The sequence below is a fragment of the Ohtaekwangia sp. genome (assembly GCF_036786105.1).
Taxonomy (GTDB): domain Bacteria; phylum Bacteroidota; class Bacteroidia; order Cytophagales; family Cyclobacteriaceae; genus Ohtaekwangia.
This window is the reverse complement of record NZ_DAIQRQ010000064.1, coordinates 13,664-29,675: the sequence shown is the minus strand read 5'-3', so window position 1 is coordinate 29,675 and position 16,012 is coordinate 13,664. Positions and strand designations below refer to the sequence as shown.

13 protein-coding genes are annotated in these 16,012 nt (G+C 47.1%); 3 read left to right on the top strand and 10 right to left on the bottom strand.

Going from position 1 to position 16,012, the window contains the following annotated elements; translation table 11 throughout:
* Positions 1-214: 214 nt before the first annotated feature.
* The 4 genes from V7Q33_RS19725 to V7Q33_RS19710 form a co-directional block, all read right to left on the bottom strand.
* On the bottom strand, positions 215-778 hold the full coding sequence (locus tag V7Q33_RS19725) for a DUF4142 domain-containing protein (RefSeq protein WP_333820988.1): 564 nt from the start codon (positions 776-778) through the stop codon (positions 215-217).
* Between the two features lie 303 nt (positions 779-1,081).
* Positions 1,082-1,822, bottom strand: coding sequence for a DUF72 domain-containing protein (locus tag V7Q33_RS19720; RefSeq protein ID WP_331979834.1), 741 nt, complete (start codon positions 1,820-1,822; stop codon positions 1,082-1,084).
* Between the two features lie 18 nt (positions 1,823-1,840).
* Positions 1,841-2,560, bottom strand: a complete 720-nt coding sequence (locus V7Q33_RS19715; protein WP_331979836.1) for a hypothetical protein — start codon at positions 2,558-2,560, stop codon at positions 1,841-1,843.
* Positions 2,561-2,702: 142 nt separating this feature from the next.
* A complete protein-coding gene (locus V7Q33_RS19710) occupies positions 2,703-3,872 on the bottom strand; it encodes an alcohol dehydrogenase catalytic domain-containing protein (protein ID WP_333820987.1) in 1,170 nt (389 codons plus the stop codon).
* A gap of 339 nt (positions 3,873-4,211) precedes the next feature.
* On the opposite strand from V7Q33_RS19710, the gene V7Q33_RS19705 reads away from it, so the two are divergent.
* Positions 4,212-5,993, top strand: a complete 1,782-nt coding sequence (locus tag V7Q33_RS19705) for a carbamoyltransferase family protein (protein WP_333820986.1) — start codon at positions 4,212-4,214, stop codon at positions 5,991-5,993.
* Here the strand turns inward: V7Q33_RS19705 and V7Q33_RS19700 are convergent.
* Positions 5,970-7,052, bottom strand: coding sequence for a glycosyltransferase family 9 protein (locus V7Q33_RS19700; protein WP_333820985.1), 1,083 nt, complete (start codon positions 7,050-7,052; stop codon positions 5,970-5,972). The genes V7Q33_RS19705 and V7Q33_RS19700 overlap by 24 nt on opposite strands.
* A 49-nt stretch (positions 7,053-7,101) precedes the next feature.
* On the opposite strand from V7Q33_RS19700, the gene V7Q33_RS19695 reads away from it, so the two are divergent.
* Entirely contained in the window at positions 7,102-8,079 is a 978-nt protein-coding gene (locus tag V7Q33_RS19695) for a glycosyltransferase family 2 protein (RefSeq protein ID WP_333820984.1), read from the top strand.
* On the opposite strand, the gene V7Q33_RS19690 is transcribed toward V7Q33_RS19695, so the two are convergent.
* From V7Q33_RS19690 to V7Q33_RS19670, 5 genes are read right to left on the bottom strand one after another with little or no spacing between them, the layout of a single operon-like run.
* Positions 8,065-9,174: a glycosyltransferase family 9 protein gene (locus tag V7Q33_RS19690; protein WP_333820983.1), complete on the bottom strand. Its 1,110-nt coding sequence runs from the start codon at positions 9,172-9,174 to the stop codon at positions 8,065-8,067. The two genes, V7Q33_RS19695 and V7Q33_RS19690, sit on opposite strands and share 15 nt — an antisense overlap.
* Positions 9,171-10,688 (bottom strand): D-glycero-beta-D-manno-heptose 1-phosphate adenylyltransferase, encoded by a 1,518-nt coding sequence (gene rfaE2 / locus V7Q33_RS19685; protein ID WP_333820982.1) that lies wholly within the window; start codon positions 10,686-10,688, stop codon positions 9,171-9,173. Before rfaE2 ends, V7Q33_RS19690 begins: the two co-directional genes overlap by 4 nt.
* Entirely contained in the window at positions 10,667-11,230 is a 564-nt protein-coding gene (locus V7Q33_RS19680; protein WP_331979850.1) for a D-glycero-alpha-D-manno-heptose-1,7-bisphosphate 7-phosphatase, read from the bottom strand. The genes rfaE2 and V7Q33_RS19680 overlap by 22 nt, the downstream gene beginning before the upstream one ends.
* Positions 11,205-13,178 carry a glycosyltransferase gene (locus V7Q33_RS19675; RefSeq protein ID WP_333820981.1) on the bottom strand — a complete coding sequence of 658 codons (1,974 nt, stop codon included), beginning with the start codon at positions 13,176-13,178 and terminating at the stop codon, positions 11,205-11,207. The genes V7Q33_RS19680 and V7Q33_RS19675 overlap by 26 nt, the downstream gene beginning before the upstream one ends.
* Positions 13,175-14,182, bottom strand: coding sequence for a glycosyltransferase (locus V7Q33_RS19670; protein WP_331979854.1), 1,008 nt, complete (start codon positions 14,180-14,182; stop codon positions 13,175-13,177). Before V7Q33_RS19670 ends, V7Q33_RS19675 begins: the two co-directional genes overlap by 4 nt.
* Before the next feature lie 234 nt (positions 14,183-14,416).
* On the opposite strand from V7Q33_RS19670, the gene V7Q33_RS19665 reads away from it, so the two are divergent.
* Positions 14,417-15,934, top strand: coding sequence for an MFS transporter (locus tag V7Q33_RS19665; RefSeq protein ID WP_331979856.1), 1,518 nt, complete (start codon positions 14,417-14,419; stop codon positions 15,932-15,934).
* The last annotated feature ends 78 nt before the right edge of the window (positions 15,935-16,012 follow it).

The following is a 16,012-nucleotide window of genomic DNA, read 5'->3' as shown; positions in this document are numbered from 1 at the left end:
GCTGAGGAGCATTGATTTATTCCGGATGCAGTATTAAAAAAATAAATCCTGCTTTTCGCAGGATTTTTATACAGTATGCTTGTATAATTTGTTGATCCGTATGAGTCAGGGTTAACCGTTAATAGGTGCGGTCGGGTCCTGTTGGGCTACATGCAACGCCTGGCATGTGTCAAGTACATCCAGGCTGCTTGTGGCCGGTAGCCTGCCGCTATACCTAGTTGTTCGTAGCCCTTCCCTGCGCCGGTGTTACCAGTGTTGCAGCTATACTGTCGGCCATTTGCAAATGTATGCGTATGTGAGGCAGCAAGTCGTTCGCATAATCCTTCAGGCGCAACTCCTTTCCATTGTTTGCTTCTGCCTGGAATAAGGCTTCCGCCTTTTGATGGCCTTTTATCTGGCTGTGAATATAGGCTGTATCAAATGCATATCCGGATAAAGACATCAGTTTGTCTTTGATTGCCTGATTCTCGGCATCGAGGCCTGTAGGAAAATCTGCACCCAGATCACTTGCTATACCCTTCAGCTTGTCGAGAGCCGGCTGGTGTTCTGTGCGCATGGAGCTTCCATACATCCTGACAGCATCACTGTTTCCTTTCGATACGGCAAGTGTTCCCAATTCCACTTCACTGCGATTAACATACGATGCCTGCGCAATGAAATCACGGTCCTGCTGAATCAGATCATTCTTATGGTTATCATCGTCATCACAAGCACTTGCCCATGCTACTATAGCAAGCAGTGCTATACCCATCGTTTTTTTACATTGAATACGTTTCATAGTCTTTTTTACAGTTACTTTCTGTAAAAATTATTCCTGATAAAGAAGTATAAATACGAAATTGCGCTGGGTAACCGGTTTCCCTATACACTCCACACTTCCGGGCGATGATGCCGCTGCGGTATCGATGCAGGGCAACTGCCAAGCTATTAATGTGTAACTGATAACAATTTACCTGAGAGGCAAATTTATTTCCCTCGTCCCCAATGGCTACCGGAAACAGAATAACACAGATCGTTATGGGGTAGTTGTTAATATACTTTTCCTGATAACAATTAACGTGTATCGATTAACGAATAACAGTCAACCGTCAATGGTTTCCATCATGTCCTGTAACTGCTTTGCATTGAACGCTGCATACCCGGCCTGATCGTTATCGAAGTATATATATACATCTTTACCGGCCGCTGCCCAGTCGCTCATGCGTTTGGCCCAGCGTTTCAGTGTTGCTTTTGTATAGCTGCCCTGATATTTACCGCCCGGGCCATGCAGGCGTATATATATAAAGTCTGCTGTAATTTTCAGAGGTGTGAGGTGGCCTTCCAGCTCGTAGATACAAAACGCACAATTATATTCCTGAAGCAATGTATATACCTCTTCTGTATACCACGAAGTATTCCGAAATTCAAATGTATAACGGTTGGTGCGCGGCAACTGCTTCAGAAACTCCTGCAGGCGTTCAAAATTGAGTTTCCATCCGGGAGGCAACTGAAAAAGAACAGGGCCGCGTTTTCTTCCAAGAGCAGACGAATTTTCAAGAAAGTTATGAAGGGCCTCGCCCGGCTCCTTCAGCTTTTTCATGTGTGTAATATAACGGCTACCCTTTACGGCAAATATAAAATCCTTCGGGGAGGCATCTTTCCATTTCTTAAAAGTTTCCGCATCCGGTAAATGGTAGAATGAATTATTGAGCTCTACCGTTCGAAATGTTTTCTGAAAGTACGCCAGCTGCTGATCTGCCCGTATATCTGCCGGATAAAAAGTACCGATCCAATGTTTATAGTTCCATCCTGATGTACCGATATATACATGTCCCTTTTTCATGCACCTTGTTTGAACGATCTATTCATACCATTCAAACACTTCCTCTCCTATTGCATTGGCCAGGCCCTGCGTGGCATCTGTCAGTCGCCAGCCGTTCTTCAGGCATTTCAATACACCGAGATGTTTTTTATTCAATGTTATATCCAGTTGATGACATACACCGTTATCGCAACTGGAGATAACCGGTATACCCACGCCTTTATATTCCTTCCCCCTGTATTGAAAATGCAAAGGCACAGGCATTGTTTTGGCAGGATCGTTCTTCAGTTCGGTAATAAAATCTTCAAGTATGCGAATGAGATTTTTATACTGCGTAGCATCCGATACACTCCATTTATCTTTATCGGCACGCTTGTGTGCAAGCTTGAATTTAAGTCCAACCATAGACGTGGAGTAATCATTGGCATTCAGCTTCTCCACATATTGATGCGATACTATAAACCAGTGATATGCAGTTCCCACCGGCACGCCCGAGCCTTCGGGGGCATGACCTGCTCTGCGTTTTACAACATCGTAGGTAAGCTCCCAGCGGTCGGGCGTTACTTTTGTCTCCTTCCACACCCCTTTGTCATAATTCCACTTATGACTCCGTCCTACCTGCATACCGGTATATCGCTGGCCTTTATATTCCTTGAAGGCATCATACGATTTGCCCAATATCCTGCCGTCCGTTTTTCCATTAACCTTCGCTCCGTTCGGTTTGCGCGGCTCTTTCTTTATAGAAGTTTTCACTGCCATAATCGTGCTGTTCAATATCTGTTCGATGCATATATGAAATAAAAAATCCTGCCTGTAAAGTTTCAGCGGTGAATACAAACAAGCGACATCGATCTGCAATGAACTCAGCAGTACCCGGCAGCACAGCCATCTATGTTAACAATCAGGTCTGTGGCTTCAATACAACTTTAACGCAGTTATCTTCCTTGTTATTGAATATATCATACATCGCAGAGGCATCTGCAAGAGGCACCGTATGCGAAATGATGTCGTCAAGTTTTACTTTACCTTCTACTACAAAAGCGAGCAGCTGATCAATGTAGCGCTGCACAAACGCCTGGCCGCCCACAAGTTTTATTCCCTTGTCAAACCATTTGTACAACGGGAAGTTATCGTATGGAGATCCATATACCCCCACAACCGATACAACGCCTCCCCTGCGTACGGCATCCAGGCAATACTCCAACACTTTCATGCTACCTTTCTCAGCCTGCAATACATTTACGACTTTCTCCATCACGGTACGATCCGCCTCCATTCCCACGGCATCAATGCATACATCGGCTCCATATCCATTGGTAAGTGAACGTATAACTTCTACCGGATTAACATCTTTTGCATTGATGGTTTCCGAATTGGCGGCCATTCGGGCCGCTGCCAATCTATACTCCTGTATATCTACGCCAATAACCCGGGCAGCGCCTTTCAGCCATGCGGCTTTCTGGGCCATAATGCCCACGGGGCCACAACCAAACACTGCAACCGTTTCTCCTCCTTTCATATTGGCCCAGTCCACTGCACTCCATCCGGTAGGAAATATATCGGTGAGAAACAACGCCTGCTCATCCGTGAGTATATCCGGAACTTTACGCGGGCTGTAATCGGCATATAGTATACGCGCATATTCTGCCTGCCCGCCATTATAGCCACCGTATAAATCGGTATAGCCATACAAGGCTCCGCCGGCTCCCTTTCCCTTGATAATCTCTCCTTCCGGGCCGTATGTTTTATGATTCGAGTTTTCACAATGTACAGGCAACTCCATATTGCAAAAATGACAGTGACCACATGCTATCGGAAAAGGCACCACTACACGATCGCCTTGCTTCAGATTGCGAACATCCTTCCCGACTTCTTCTACTATACCCATAAACTCGTGGCCCATTACCATCGGTCTGGGCTGCGGCACCATGCCGTTATAAATATGGAGATCAGAACCACAAATAGCGGTAGACGTTACACGAATAATGGCATCGCGCGAATCTTCCAACTGTGGATCTTCTACGGTTTCTACGCGAATATCTTTGGGTTTGTGAAATACGACTGCTTTCATATATACTTTGGTTTGACTTGAGATTGATTACGGGATGTGTAGACGGGCGAAAAGATGATTTCCGTAAATACCGGCCGGAGCCATAGCATATCCGGCAACGTGTATGCGTATGATCGTTGTCTCTGGTGATGATGTACATTCGGAAATCACACGATCACTCCACCACATGTTAAAAAAATATACCGCTTACGCTTTATACGTTCCGGATGCCGGTTGATTCGCAAATACCACAGAGTAATTTTCAAAAGCAGGTTCATTGTCCGTTCTCTTACACAAGCGCGACAATTGTATACAGGAATAATCCTTTAGGAACGTTTCGTTCATCAACACTCATATCGCATGTATACACTTGGAATCAACGCAACCTTTCACGACTCATCTGCCTGTCTTGTAAAGGATGGCAAATTGCTGGCGGCAGCAGAAGAGGAACGCTTTACACATTTTAAACATGGTAAGCGCCCCATACCTTTCTCCACTTACGAGCTGCCGTTTCATGCCATTGACTATTGCCTGAAAATAGCAGGCATTCACCTGAATGATGTAGATCATTTTGCCTATGCTTTTGATCCGTACATGATCATTCCGGATGCACTGAAAGGAAACGCTTCAATCGGGATTCCCTTCGATGCCAAACCTTCGGATTCGAGTAATTTATGGACTTCTCCCTGGGACCCGCTCTTCTTGTCAAGCATTCTGCATGCGCCTGCACAACTTGTTGACGGATATCCGCACCATTTGCAAAAGCGCTTTTATAACAGTTATATACCGAAAGAAAAATGGCATTGGGTGAATCACCATCTTTCGCATGCTGCCAGCGCTTTTCATGCTTCACCCTATACAAACGCTGCTGTGATGACACTGGATGGCCGTGGTGAACTGGCCACAACATCCTATTATACCGGCAGTGGCAATGACCTTACGCTGCTCGACCAGGTAATGATGCCACATTCCCTGGGCTTGTTATACGAACACATAACAACACATCTTGGCTTTCTGCATTCTTCCGATGAATATAAAGTAATGGCACTTGCCTCGTATGGGAAACCGGAATTTGTAAAGGAATTTCGTTCTATCATCCACCTGGAAAATAGTGGCCGTTACACAATAGATCAGATCGATCTTTCGCAACTGTTCGGCCCCATGCGCCTGCGTGGTGATGAGTTTACATCGCGTCACTTCAATATAGCACACTCGCTGCAATATGTATTGCAAGAGACCGTACTGGAACTGAGTCAATGGCTTTACGACAAGACACAGGAAGCAAACCTTTGTATGGCCGGAGGTGTGGCGTTAAATTGTGTACTGAACGCTTACCTGCGCGACAAAGGAGCTTTCAAAAATATATGGGTACAACCCGCAGCAGGTGATGCCGGAACCGCGCTGGGAGCGGCACTTTGGGTGGATGCCAAACAACGGCATGACCATACGCGTTCCTTTGAAATGGAACACGCTTACTGGGGCCCGGGCTATGATGATGATGAGATTGAAAAATTTCTCCAATGGTCGAAGATACCCTATCGCAAGCTGAACGCGGTAGCCGAAGAAGCGGCTGCATTATTGGCGGAAGACAAGATCATTGGCTGGTATCAGGGAAGAATGGAATTTGGTCCGCGTGCGCTGGGCAGTCGTTCAATATTGGCTTCTCCCATTCAGGCCTCCATGCAGGCGCGACTCAATGAAGTAAAAGATCGCGAGGATTTTCGACCTGTAGCACCTGTAGTATTGGAGGAAGATGCTGCCGAATGGTTTGAGAATGCGGGATACTCACCCTTTATGTTATTTGTTTATGACGTAAAAGCGGATAAAGCCGCCCGGATACCGGCCGTGCGACATGTAGATGGTACTGCGCGTATTCAAACTATAAATCAAACTCAGCACCCGCTGTATTATGATCTGTTAAAAGCATTCAAACGAATTACAGGTGTACCGGTATTGATCAACACCTCTTTCAACACGTTGGGTAAGCCAATCGTATGTACACCACGCGATGCCATTGAATGTTTCTGGACATCACCTTTCGATGCATTGGTGATCGGATCGTTCCTGCTGGAAAAGAAACCTGCATCTGGTATTGCCACGATTGAAAAAGAAGAAACATTACTGATGACTGACGCCGGGTAAATTATCAGGCGCCACACCTGGCATAAAGGATGTAGCCTTGTATAGAAGCTGTTGTTCAACATGTTTCCATACAAAGGCTACATCGTTAGCCAGCTCCGGCGGAATAACTTTGTGCAGATTTGTATTGAGTGGCGACCAGCGGTTGGGATCGGAATATGTTGAAAATATAATAACACTTGGCACCTGCAATGCCGCCGCTACATGCGACACACCGGTATCGTTGCTTACCAGCAGTGTGCTGTGTGTAATGATCTGTGCCAGTTCACCTATACCTATCTGGCCACAGGTATCTACAATATTTATAACCGGTTGTTGTATCTGGCTGGCAACTTCACGCAGTAAATCACGCTCGTCTTCCGAGCCGGTAAGTACAATGGTATATTCCCTTGCGATCAGATTGTTGGCGATTGCAGCAAAGTTTGCTGCCGGCCATCGGCGAAGTACATTTCGTGCCCCGGGATGTATACATATATAGTTATGAGAAAGCAGGTTGAGCGACTGTTGAATCATTTCAAAATTCCGTTGTTCCTCCGGCAGGATTGGAAATTCCAGTGCTGTACCCTGACGCGGTATCTCTAACGCATCGGTCAGTTTCAGAAAGCGTAGAATTTCGTGCTCATCGTCTCCTGACTCCGGGAAATATACCGGGTTAAATACCTGCTCGCCAGGTTCGCGAAGTCCGGCGGTGTAGCGTGCACCGAACAGGATACTCATCGCATTTGTTTCTGTACCATTTCCCTGCATCTGCAGAAAAAGATCGAAATGTTCATATTGCATGGCCGCAATGAACTCCAGCAGTTTATCGGGTATAACTTCCTGTTCCGGCAATCCCGGCCATCCCGGAAACTCAATAAAATCATCAAAGTATATAGAAAAGCGTTTTACAAAATTCCTCTCCCACGGCAATCCAACCAGGGTAATCCGGGCATGAGGAAAGGCTTTGCGTAAAGCGCGCACCGCAGGAATGATGCATAACATGTCGCCCAGGTAAAGTGCCCGAAGGATACCAATGCGCTGAATTTCATTTTTGTTAAAACCGTTCATAGCTATATTTCTCATTTATATACTATAAAGTAATGCCAGGCATCATTTTTTGTGCGATGCACGCATGAGCCCTTTTATATCTGTTGTTGTGCCGACTTACAGACGTCCTGCGCTTCTGATTAAATGTCTGGATGCATTGATCAACCAGTCTTATCCGGCCAATCGTTATGAGATCATTGTAGTAAGCGATGGTCCTGATCCGGAAACTTTTGATGCGGTAAATACCTTTCGAACAGACAAGCCGGTAACCATTCATATCCTGGCATTGCCTGAAAAGCGTGGTCCTGCTGCGGCCCGAAATTTAGGGTGGAGAAGCTCACAGGCTGCGCTCATCGTTTTCACAGATGATGATTGTTTGCCACATCCCCAGTGGATTCGTGCCTTCAGCGATGTATACCGCATCACCGGAAAGCGAATGATGGCGATGACAGGCCGTACCATTGTGCCGCGCTCCACCCCTCCTACCGATTACGAACAAAATATAGCAAACCTTGAGCGTGCTGAATTTATAACGGCCAACTGTGCCATTACACGCAACGCTCTGCAAACCATTAATGGTCTGGATGAAGCCTTTACCATGGCGTGGCGTGAAGACAGCGATCTTCAATTCAAATTAATGAAGCGTGGCATTCGTATATATCCGGTGGTAAATGCCTGCGTTACACACCCGGTACGCAAAGTGTCGTGGGGTCGCTGTCTGAAAGAAGAGAAGAAGGGAATGTTTGATGCGTTGTTATTAAAGAAACATCCGGAGTTTTGCAGAATGAAAATCAATGTACGGCCTCCGTGGCATTATTATGCCATGATCCTGTTTTTCGTGCTGGCATGGTCGGGATTGATTTCTCAAAATATTCCCATGCTATATTTCTCCTGCTGCGTATGGCTGGCCATGGTAATGCTGTTTGCGTGGAAGCGTCTGCAAAATACAGCGCATACGCCTGCGCATATTGCAGAGATGATTTTTACCTCTGCATGGATACCATTCCTCTCGGTATACTGGCATTTGTATGGATCGATCCGGTTTCGCTCATTCTGCGTGTGAGTACGCACCGGTGTGGGCATGTATACCGGATTGCTCCAGCAAAACCTGCATTGCTTTCACAACTTCTTCCGGTGTAACCATGGGCACCGGTTCCCTGTAGTAATGATCGTGTACATAGCGAATCACTTCATTGCGACTGCGCATGGATTCGGATATATCAAACGGAAGTATAGCGGCCGGCACTTTCCAGGGAGCATGCTGAGGATTGGTAAGTGCATAGAGTACCACTACCGGTGTTTGTGTGGCCGCAGCGATATGTGCCGTACTGGTATTGACGGTTACTACCAGGCGCGCATAGCGCACCAGCATGATAAATTCATCCAACGAAAACATACCAGCTACCGAAAATGCTTTTCCCGGCAGGGAGCGTTCTATTTTGGTTGTATAATCTTCTTCACCGGTTGCCCCTGTCAATAACAAAGGTACCTTGAACAAGTCTGCTGCCTGTCGTGTTACGTCCATCCAGCTCCTTTGAGGATACTCACGTTTTTTCTCGCTGACGCCCGGATGCAATAGTATAAAAGGTTTGGTATCGTCTACGCCCGCCTTTTGCAGTTTCGCTTTGGCAGATGTCCAGGCCTGATCGGGAAGATTGAGCGTGAGGCGATCGTCCTTTACTTTGGCACCAACACTCCTTACGAGAAAAAGATCACGCATCACCTGGTGACGGATCAATGTATAGGGCTCCTCGTCCGGTAACCAGTGCGATAACAGGCCGTACGGATTTTCCCTGCAGTAAGCAAGCCGTAACGGTATATTGGCCATTGACAGCAACACAGCCGCGGGCAAGGCACTTTGACTATATACGGTAAAGATTACGGCAGCATCAAATTGCTTGGCCCTGAGTAATTGCAAAATATGATCATAACGATCGGGAGAAGATTGCAGCTTTACCCACGGCACATCAACAGTAATCACATCATCCACTCCGGGTATCAGGCGTGCGGCATCGCCTCCGGCCGAAGATGTCATTACCGTAATGGAGCTGTAAAAGGATTCTTTCAGGGCCCGTATAGCAGGCGATGACATGATTACATCCCCTATATTATCGAGGCGAACGCAAAGTATTTTGCGGCATGTATCCCAGCGTTTCATAACAATACCGGTATATGTTCACGTGCGGTTATATTTCCTTCCTGTATACGGCTGATGATGATAGAAGTGGAATGATCGGGCACCAGGGGTATAAAGGCTATATCACCACCGTACTTCCGTACAGTATCGGCTTCCGGCAAGCTGGCCTCTGTATAATCTCCACCTTTTACGAATACATCGGGCTTTACAATCTCCAGTACCGATATGGGTGTATCATCGCTCTCCGCTCCAAAAGGTATAATATAGTTTACGCAGCTCAATCCGGCCAGCACTTTCATACGATCGGGTAATGCGTTTACCGGACGCGCGGGTCCTTTCAATCGCCTGATGCTGTCGTCTGTATTCATACCCACTACCAGTATATCTCCCATCATCCGGGCTTTCTCCAGGTAGGTAACATGACCGCTGTGGAGTATATCAAAACACCCGTTGGTAAATACAATGCTCCGCCCCGCCTGCCGGTTAACGGAAATAATGTCTTCCAACTCATTGATGGAATGTATATATTTTTCGTGTGAGTCGAAATGCATCAATAATTCTTTCTGCGAACATACCGCGGTACCTTCTTTCCGGATAGCTACCGAAGCTGCGGCCGTTGCAATCGCAGAAGCCTCTGGGGGTGAAGCTCCGCTTATACATGCCAGTGTAAAGGCACTGATATACGTATCGCCTGCTCCCGACACATTGGGCGATACAATGGAAGGAGCATTTGTCTTGTAAACAAACTTCTCCCGTTTAAATACAAGGGAGCCTTCAGCATCAAGCGTTAGTGCAGTTATCGCTGCACCGGTGCGCATATACAGATCTTCACCATAGTCGCGGAGTTGTGCCGCGCGATCGTGCCCCAGCGGAGGAAGATCCAGTAACCGCACTGCTTCTTCATAATTAGGCTTGATCAGTGAAGGTTTTAATGGTTGAAAGAATGAAAGCCGTTTTGAATCCACTGCTATAAAGAATGGCTGCTTGTTCTTTACCGCAGCCAGCGCTTCGATCAATCGCGGAGTAATAACGCCCTTGTTATAGTCTGACAGAATAATGGCATCGTAGGTACTTAATGTATAGTATATTTTCTCCAGGAGCGCCTCTTCGCACCATGCTGCCACAGGGGTTTCATCGCCATCATCATACCGGATAAGCACATGGTTACTTGCCATTACACGGGTCTTTACAATGGTTTGCCGGTCTTCGGCCATCAGTATATTTCCGTTGCCTATACCTGCACGCTGCAGCAGCTCAAGCGCAGTTCGTCCGGCTGCATCACTGCCTACTACTGAACAGAATGATACTTGTGCTCCAAGGGCCGCTATATTGCATGCCGTGTTGGCTGCACCCCCCAGCAGCTCGGTTCGATCTTCTACATCCACTACCGGTACGGGCGCTTCGGGGCATAAGCGCGAGCTCACCCCTTTCAGGTATACGTCAAGTATAAAATCGCCAATCACCAGTATACGCTTGTTTGCAAATTGCTGAATGATGGTACTGAATGCTGCGTCTATTCTTCCTGTGTCTGCCATGCTTTCTCCAATATTCGTTTCGAGGCCTCCCGCAAGTTCTTTACGGTATAGGTAGGCCTGCATTGTTCATTCCAATTCCACTCGGTTTCATTGCCATTGTTAATAAGAATGGTTCTGCAACCCGCCTTATTACCGGCTTCTATATCCGAGAGTATATCTCCGATCATCCACGATTCCGAGAGCTCTATATTAAAATCGCGGGCGGCCTGCAGAATCATACCCGGCTCCGGCTTACGGCAATAACAGGCAATGGCATACGCCTGCACCACTCCGGCCGGATGATGTGGACAGAAGTAAAACCCATCGAGATCTTTCAGCAACAGAAACAATCGTTCCTTAACGCCAAGCAAGTCGTGCACATCAAAATAACCGTGCGCCACGCCTGCCTGGTTGGAGATCACAATCAGCAGATATCCCTGCTCTTTGAGACGTGCCAGCGATTCTTCCGCGCCTTCACTCAATACAATTCTCTCCGGATCTACATTATAGGGTATATCTTGTATCAATGTTCCATCTTTATCCAGGAATACTGCTTTCTTCATTCGTTAACGATATCACTTGTTTACGGTGAACTCCACGACTATAGGAATCACTTCCATTCATCTCTTTTACCTGGCCGTTCTTCTTACCGCGAATGGCTTTATGCTCCGGTTCCAGATTAAAGAGTTTAGTTTCTACCAGGCTACAGATAGTATGCAGCAGATGCAGGTGCATTTCCTGCACACGTTGCGTGCTGTTGGATGGCACCACTATGTCTACATGTGCATACTGCCACATTTCGCCACCACCTTTTCCGCTCAGGGCGATGCAATACATTTGCTTATCGAGCGCCATCTTCATGGCACGTACAATGTTGGGCGACATACCACTGGTGCTGAAGCACACCAGCACATCGCCTTTCTGTCCGTATGCCTCTACTTGCCGCGCGAATATATCTTCGTATCCAATGTCATTGGCCCAGGCGGTAATCACCGAGCTATCGGCTGTCAGTGCTATAGCGGGCAGTCCTTTTCTATAAGGAAGTTCGAAGCGTCCTACCAGTTCGGCCACCAGATGCTGGCTTTCGGCTGCGCTTCCTCCATTACCGCATACCAATGTCTTTTTGTTGCGCATAAAACATTCGGCAAGCAGATCGGCCGCTTCGCGTATAGGGCCTGCCAGTACATCTTTGGATAATGCGAAGGTTTCAATCGCCTGTTCAAAGGCCCGCTGTATAAATTGCTGCTCGCGTGTATCTTCACCGGTTGTGACAGAAGTAAGCAACAACCGGTCGTAGATTGCATTCATGGCATCCGCTACATGTGCCCAGGTAAAGGTTGCATTCACGCGTTTGATGGCATTGCGCCGCATACTTTCGGCCAGCGTTGCGTTGGTCAATATCTGGCTGATGCGCAATGCCAGTGCATCCGGATCATTGGGGGGAACAAGGAAGCCTGTCTCACCATGTTTTACTGTATATTTTATACCTCCCACTTCCGATCCTACAACGGGGGTGCCACACGCCATCGATTCAAGCGGTGTGATGCCAAAAGGTTCATACCACGGTGTCGTAATAAATACATCAGCAGCTGCATAGTAGTATTTCAGCACATCGCGATTCTTGCGGCCGGCAAACGTTACATACGCTTCTACACCTGCTTCGCGGGCAATAGCATGGAGTCGGCCAATCTCTTTGTCGGTGGCAGGATCAACGGTTTCTGTTTCCCCACCTACAATAAGCAGGCGTACAGGTAAATTATTACTTCGTACTTTTGCCAGCGCACGCACTACATTGTCTACACCTTTGCGCGGCACCATTCTGCCGAGTTGCAAAATGATATACTCGCTGGCATCCAGCGAGAGCACCATGCGGGCGAGCAACTGATCGATGGGGTAAAATTCCTGCGGATTAAATCCACAGGGTACAACCGATATCTTTTTAGGCGATGCTTCGTAGTAATGAATAAGATCTTCCTGGTCTTGCGGGCACTCCGCAATAATATGATCGGCTTCCTGAACAATTCGCTTCTCTATATCAACACGCTCGGCAGGGAAACGATCGTTGTCGCCCTGGTGTAACTTTCGCACATGGCCCAGCGCATGAAACGTTACCACAAAAGGTATCTGCAGTGCAGCTTTGATACCACTTGCTACCATAGCCGACATAAAGAAGTTAGCATGTACTAATGTATATAGCAGTCCCTCCTGCTGTATGAACCTGAGCATGTTTTCTGTAAACTGCGGCATATAGGGCAACAGCTGTTCTTTTTCCAGTATCTCTACAGGGCCGGCTTCAATATGAACGATGCGTACTTGCGGCATCCAGTTTACAACCATGGGCAGGTTCCGGTTGTCCCAACGGGTATATATATCAATATGATATCCCTTGGCAACAAGATGCCTCGCCAATTCACCTACATATACATTTTGTCCGCCACTGTCTACGCCGCCCAGCGTAGCCAGGGGTGATGCATGTTCACTGATAAAAGCAATTCGTCTCTTCGTTTTCATATTCCGTTTCCTCCTGTAGTTGTCAATTCGGCTACACCTTCATATACCGGGTAACGCTGCATCACACGGGCAATCAGCTCTTCCCAATCCCGCACAAAGCGTTCGATCGAAAATCTGTTCATGGCCGCGTGTCTGCCCGCTGTGCCCAGCCGCCTGGCAAGCGCAGGGTTTTCTATTAATTCTTTCATCCTGTCGATGAGATAGTATATATCTGTATGCAGAAAACCGGATTCACAATCACGTATAACGGTTACCATCTCGGTGGTGGCAAGGCCTACCACGGGTATACCGATCATCATTGCTTCCAGCACGGCAAGCCCCAAACTGGTATATCGTATAGGATTGAAGAAAAATCTGTAACGGCTGATGAAGGCTGGTAACTGCGGATGTAACACTTCTCCAAGCCCGCCGCAGATCTCGGTATTCATACCAACAAGATCCAGCGGAACATGCTTTCGCACTTCGTGAAAGATGTCGTAGCCAAGTCTGCGGCCACGTTCTGAGAGGTTATTGATCACGACAATACCTCTGGGTATATCGCCCGTATACGATACAGCCGGTGCTATAACGCCGTGATCAATTACAGCAGTAGGGGTACCGTTATTATCCCACATCAACGCATTGAATGGTGTAACGTGTACTAACGTTACCGTTTGCGAGTTTACAACGTGTTGGGTATCGGTCGGAACGCGCTGCGGCGGATCATGCTCCAGGTATATAGCCGGCAGGCCGCGCTGCTCTTCCGAGAGTATTTCGTATTGATCTGCCAGGTAGTTCCGGTTTGTCTGAAAGAGAATGCAGTCTATAACAATATCTTTCACCTGGCCCACCGGCACTTCAATCACATTGTCGCCAAAGGGAAATGTTGTGCCTCGGCCTATATAGCCTTCCTGGCGTGGATCTCCCAGCGGTATGTAAATATCAATGTTGCATTGCGACAGGTAGTAGAGGTAACTGCCGTGAATATGCCATGTAAAAATCCGGGGGCGTCTTCGATGCTCCATAACCAATGCGCGTTTAAATAGATTGAAGAGAAGCGTCTAAATAATGAAGCCCGCTGAGGAAGAGTGGAAAATTAACCCGGTTATAGACACTTCTCAACTAAACGCATGGCAAATGCGCATTATGTTGCCCACACGAGCCAGGCGTTGATTAAACCTGAAACATACTTTGCAATGTTAAGAGGCATGATATTTATAAATGAAATGCAGAACCATTCAGAGAGTATCTGTACATGAATGATGAAGCTCACGCCAAAACAGTCGCTATCGGAAGAAGAAATAAAGACAGGCCTTAAACTTATGATTGGTGACGGTCTTGCTGCCGAAGCGATGACTACACTTACCGGTGGCGCCTTTCTGGTAGCCATGGCCTTGCTTATGGGAGCCTCCAATTTTCAGATCGGTTTGCTGGCCTCGTTGCCGACATTCACCAACTTATTTCAACTTGCTTCCATCTGGCTGGTGCGCAAATTCAACAATCGCAGGGCTGTAGCAGTAGGCTGTGCGTTGTTAGCCCGTGTTCCACTGATCGCCGTTGGCATTCTTCCCTTCCTGGTGTCGGCAGATCATTTTGTGAACGCACTCATTGTACTGCTTTTTGTCTACTATCTCTTCGGCTCTATTGCCGGGCCGAGCTGGAACTCGTGGATCAAAGATATGGTGCCTGAAAAAACGCTGGGCGCGTATTTCTCCAGGCGCGGCAGTTATACACAAACGCTGAATGTTGTGCTTAGCGTTGTGCTGGCGTTACTGGTGGATTATGTGAAGCGTCATTATCCGGAAGCAGAAGCGGACACGTATGCAATTCTGTTCATTATTGGCGGCACCGTTGGTATTATGGGAGCCTTTATACTTTCGCGTGTACAGGAGCCGCAATCATATCTTAAAAAAGAAAATATACTGCGCCTGATCCGACAACCGCTGCAAGACCGGAACTTCCGGAAATTGCTCATCTTCAACTCTGCCTGGGTCTTTGCGCTCAATATCGCTACTCCTTTCTTTACTGTATTCATGCTGAAGAGTCTGCATATACAGCTTTCCTATATTATTGGTTTTACGATTGTAAGCCAGATATTCAGCATATTTACCATTCGCGCCTGGGGTATGTATGCGGATCGCTACAGTAACAAGACAATCATTGCCATTGGTGCTCCTTTATATATACTCTGCCTCATCGCATGGTGCTTTGTTGGTATATTCACACATCAGTATGCCAACCTCATCCTGCTGGTTTCCATTCACATTTTTACCGGTATATCTACGGCAGGCATAAACCTGTCGCTTACCAATATTGGATTGAAACTGGCACCGAAAGAAGACGCGATTGTCTACCTCACGTGCAAGAATATTATTACTTCGATATTCTCATCACTGGCACCAGTGCTGGGAGGTTTTCTGGCTGACTACTTTACAAACCGATCGCTTATTGTTGTGGCCACCTGGAGTAGTCCGGATGTAAATAAGCTCTTCAGGCTTGCCTTGTTTCATGAATGGAATTTTCTTTTCCTGATTGCTGCCATTCTCGCTTTTATTGCTGTAGAATTATTGCTGCAGGTAAATGAAGTAGGTGAAGTACATAAAGACCAGGTAGTGCGGATTATGCGCAGCAATCTGCGGAATAATTTGAAGGATCACTTCCTCATTGGAAACATGATAACGTGGCCCAAGCATGTGTTAACCCTTATCCGAAAGCGCACTACGCGTAAACGAATCACACACCCTCATCATCACCAGCCCAAGACCTCGCTGGAATAAAGATTGCAGTATTTGGTTAACCGTTGGCTGTTACACGTTAATGGTTATTAGTTACAGGTTAACCGCTAGCCAATACAG

What these genes read in the sequence shown, in the direction of transcription:
- V7Q33_RS19720 (WP_331979834.1), bottom strand. Translation starts at nt 1,822, where the DNA reads ATGAAAAAGGGACATGTATATATCGGTACATCAGGATGGAACTATAAA.
- V7Q33_RS19670 (WP_331979854.1), bottom strand. Translation starts at nt 14,182, where the DNA reads ATGGAGCATCGAAGACGCCCCCGGATTTTTACATGGCATATTCACGGC.
- V7Q33_RS19695 (WP_333820984.1), top strand. Translation starts at nt 7,102, where the DNA reads ATGAGCCCTTTTATATCTGTTGTTGTGCCGACTTACAGACGTCCTGCG.
- V7Q33_RS19675 (WP_333820981.1), bottom strand. Translation starts at nt 13,178, where the DNA reads ATGAAAACGAAGAGACGAATTGCTTTTATCAGTGAACATGCATCACCC.
- V7Q33_RS19705 (WP_333820986.1), top strand. Translation starts at nt 4,212, where the DNA reads ATGTATACACTTGGAATCAACGCAACCTTTCACGACTCATCTGCCTGT.
- V7Q33_RS19680 (WP_331979850.1), bottom strand. Translation starts at nt 11,230, where the DNA reads ATGAAGAAAGCAGTATTCCTGGATAAAGATGGAACATTGATACAAGAT.
- V7Q33_RS19690 (WP_333820983.1), bottom strand. Translation starts at nt 9,174, where the DNA reads ATGAAACGCTGGGATACATGCCGCAAAATACTTTGCGTTCGCCTCGAT.
- V7Q33_RS19665 (WP_331979856.1), top strand. Translation starts at nt 14,417, where the DNA reads ATGATGAAGCTCACGCCAAAACAGTCGCTATCGGAAGAAGAAATAAAG.
- rfaE2 (WP_333820982.1), bottom strand. Translation starts at nt 10,688, where the DNA reads ATGGCAGACACAGGAAGAATAGACGCAGCATTCAGTACCATCATTCAG.
- V7Q33_RS19715 (WP_331979836.1), bottom strand. Translation starts at nt 2,560, where the DNA reads ATGGCAGTGAAAACTTCTATAAAGAAAGAGCCGCGCAAACCGAACGGA.
- V7Q33_RS19710 (WP_333820987.1), bottom strand. Translation starts at nt 3,872, where the DNA reads ATGAAAGCAGTCGTATTTCACAAACCCAAAGATATTCGCGTAGAAACC.
- V7Q33_RS19700 (WP_333820985.1), bottom strand. Translation starts at nt 7,052, where the DNA reads ATGAGAAATATAGCTATGAACGGTTTTAACAAAAATGAAATTCAGCGC.
- V7Q33_RS19725 (WP_333820988.1), bottom strand. Translation starts at nt 778, where the DNA reads ATGAAACGTATTCAATGTAAAAAAACGATGGGTATAGCACTGCTTGCT.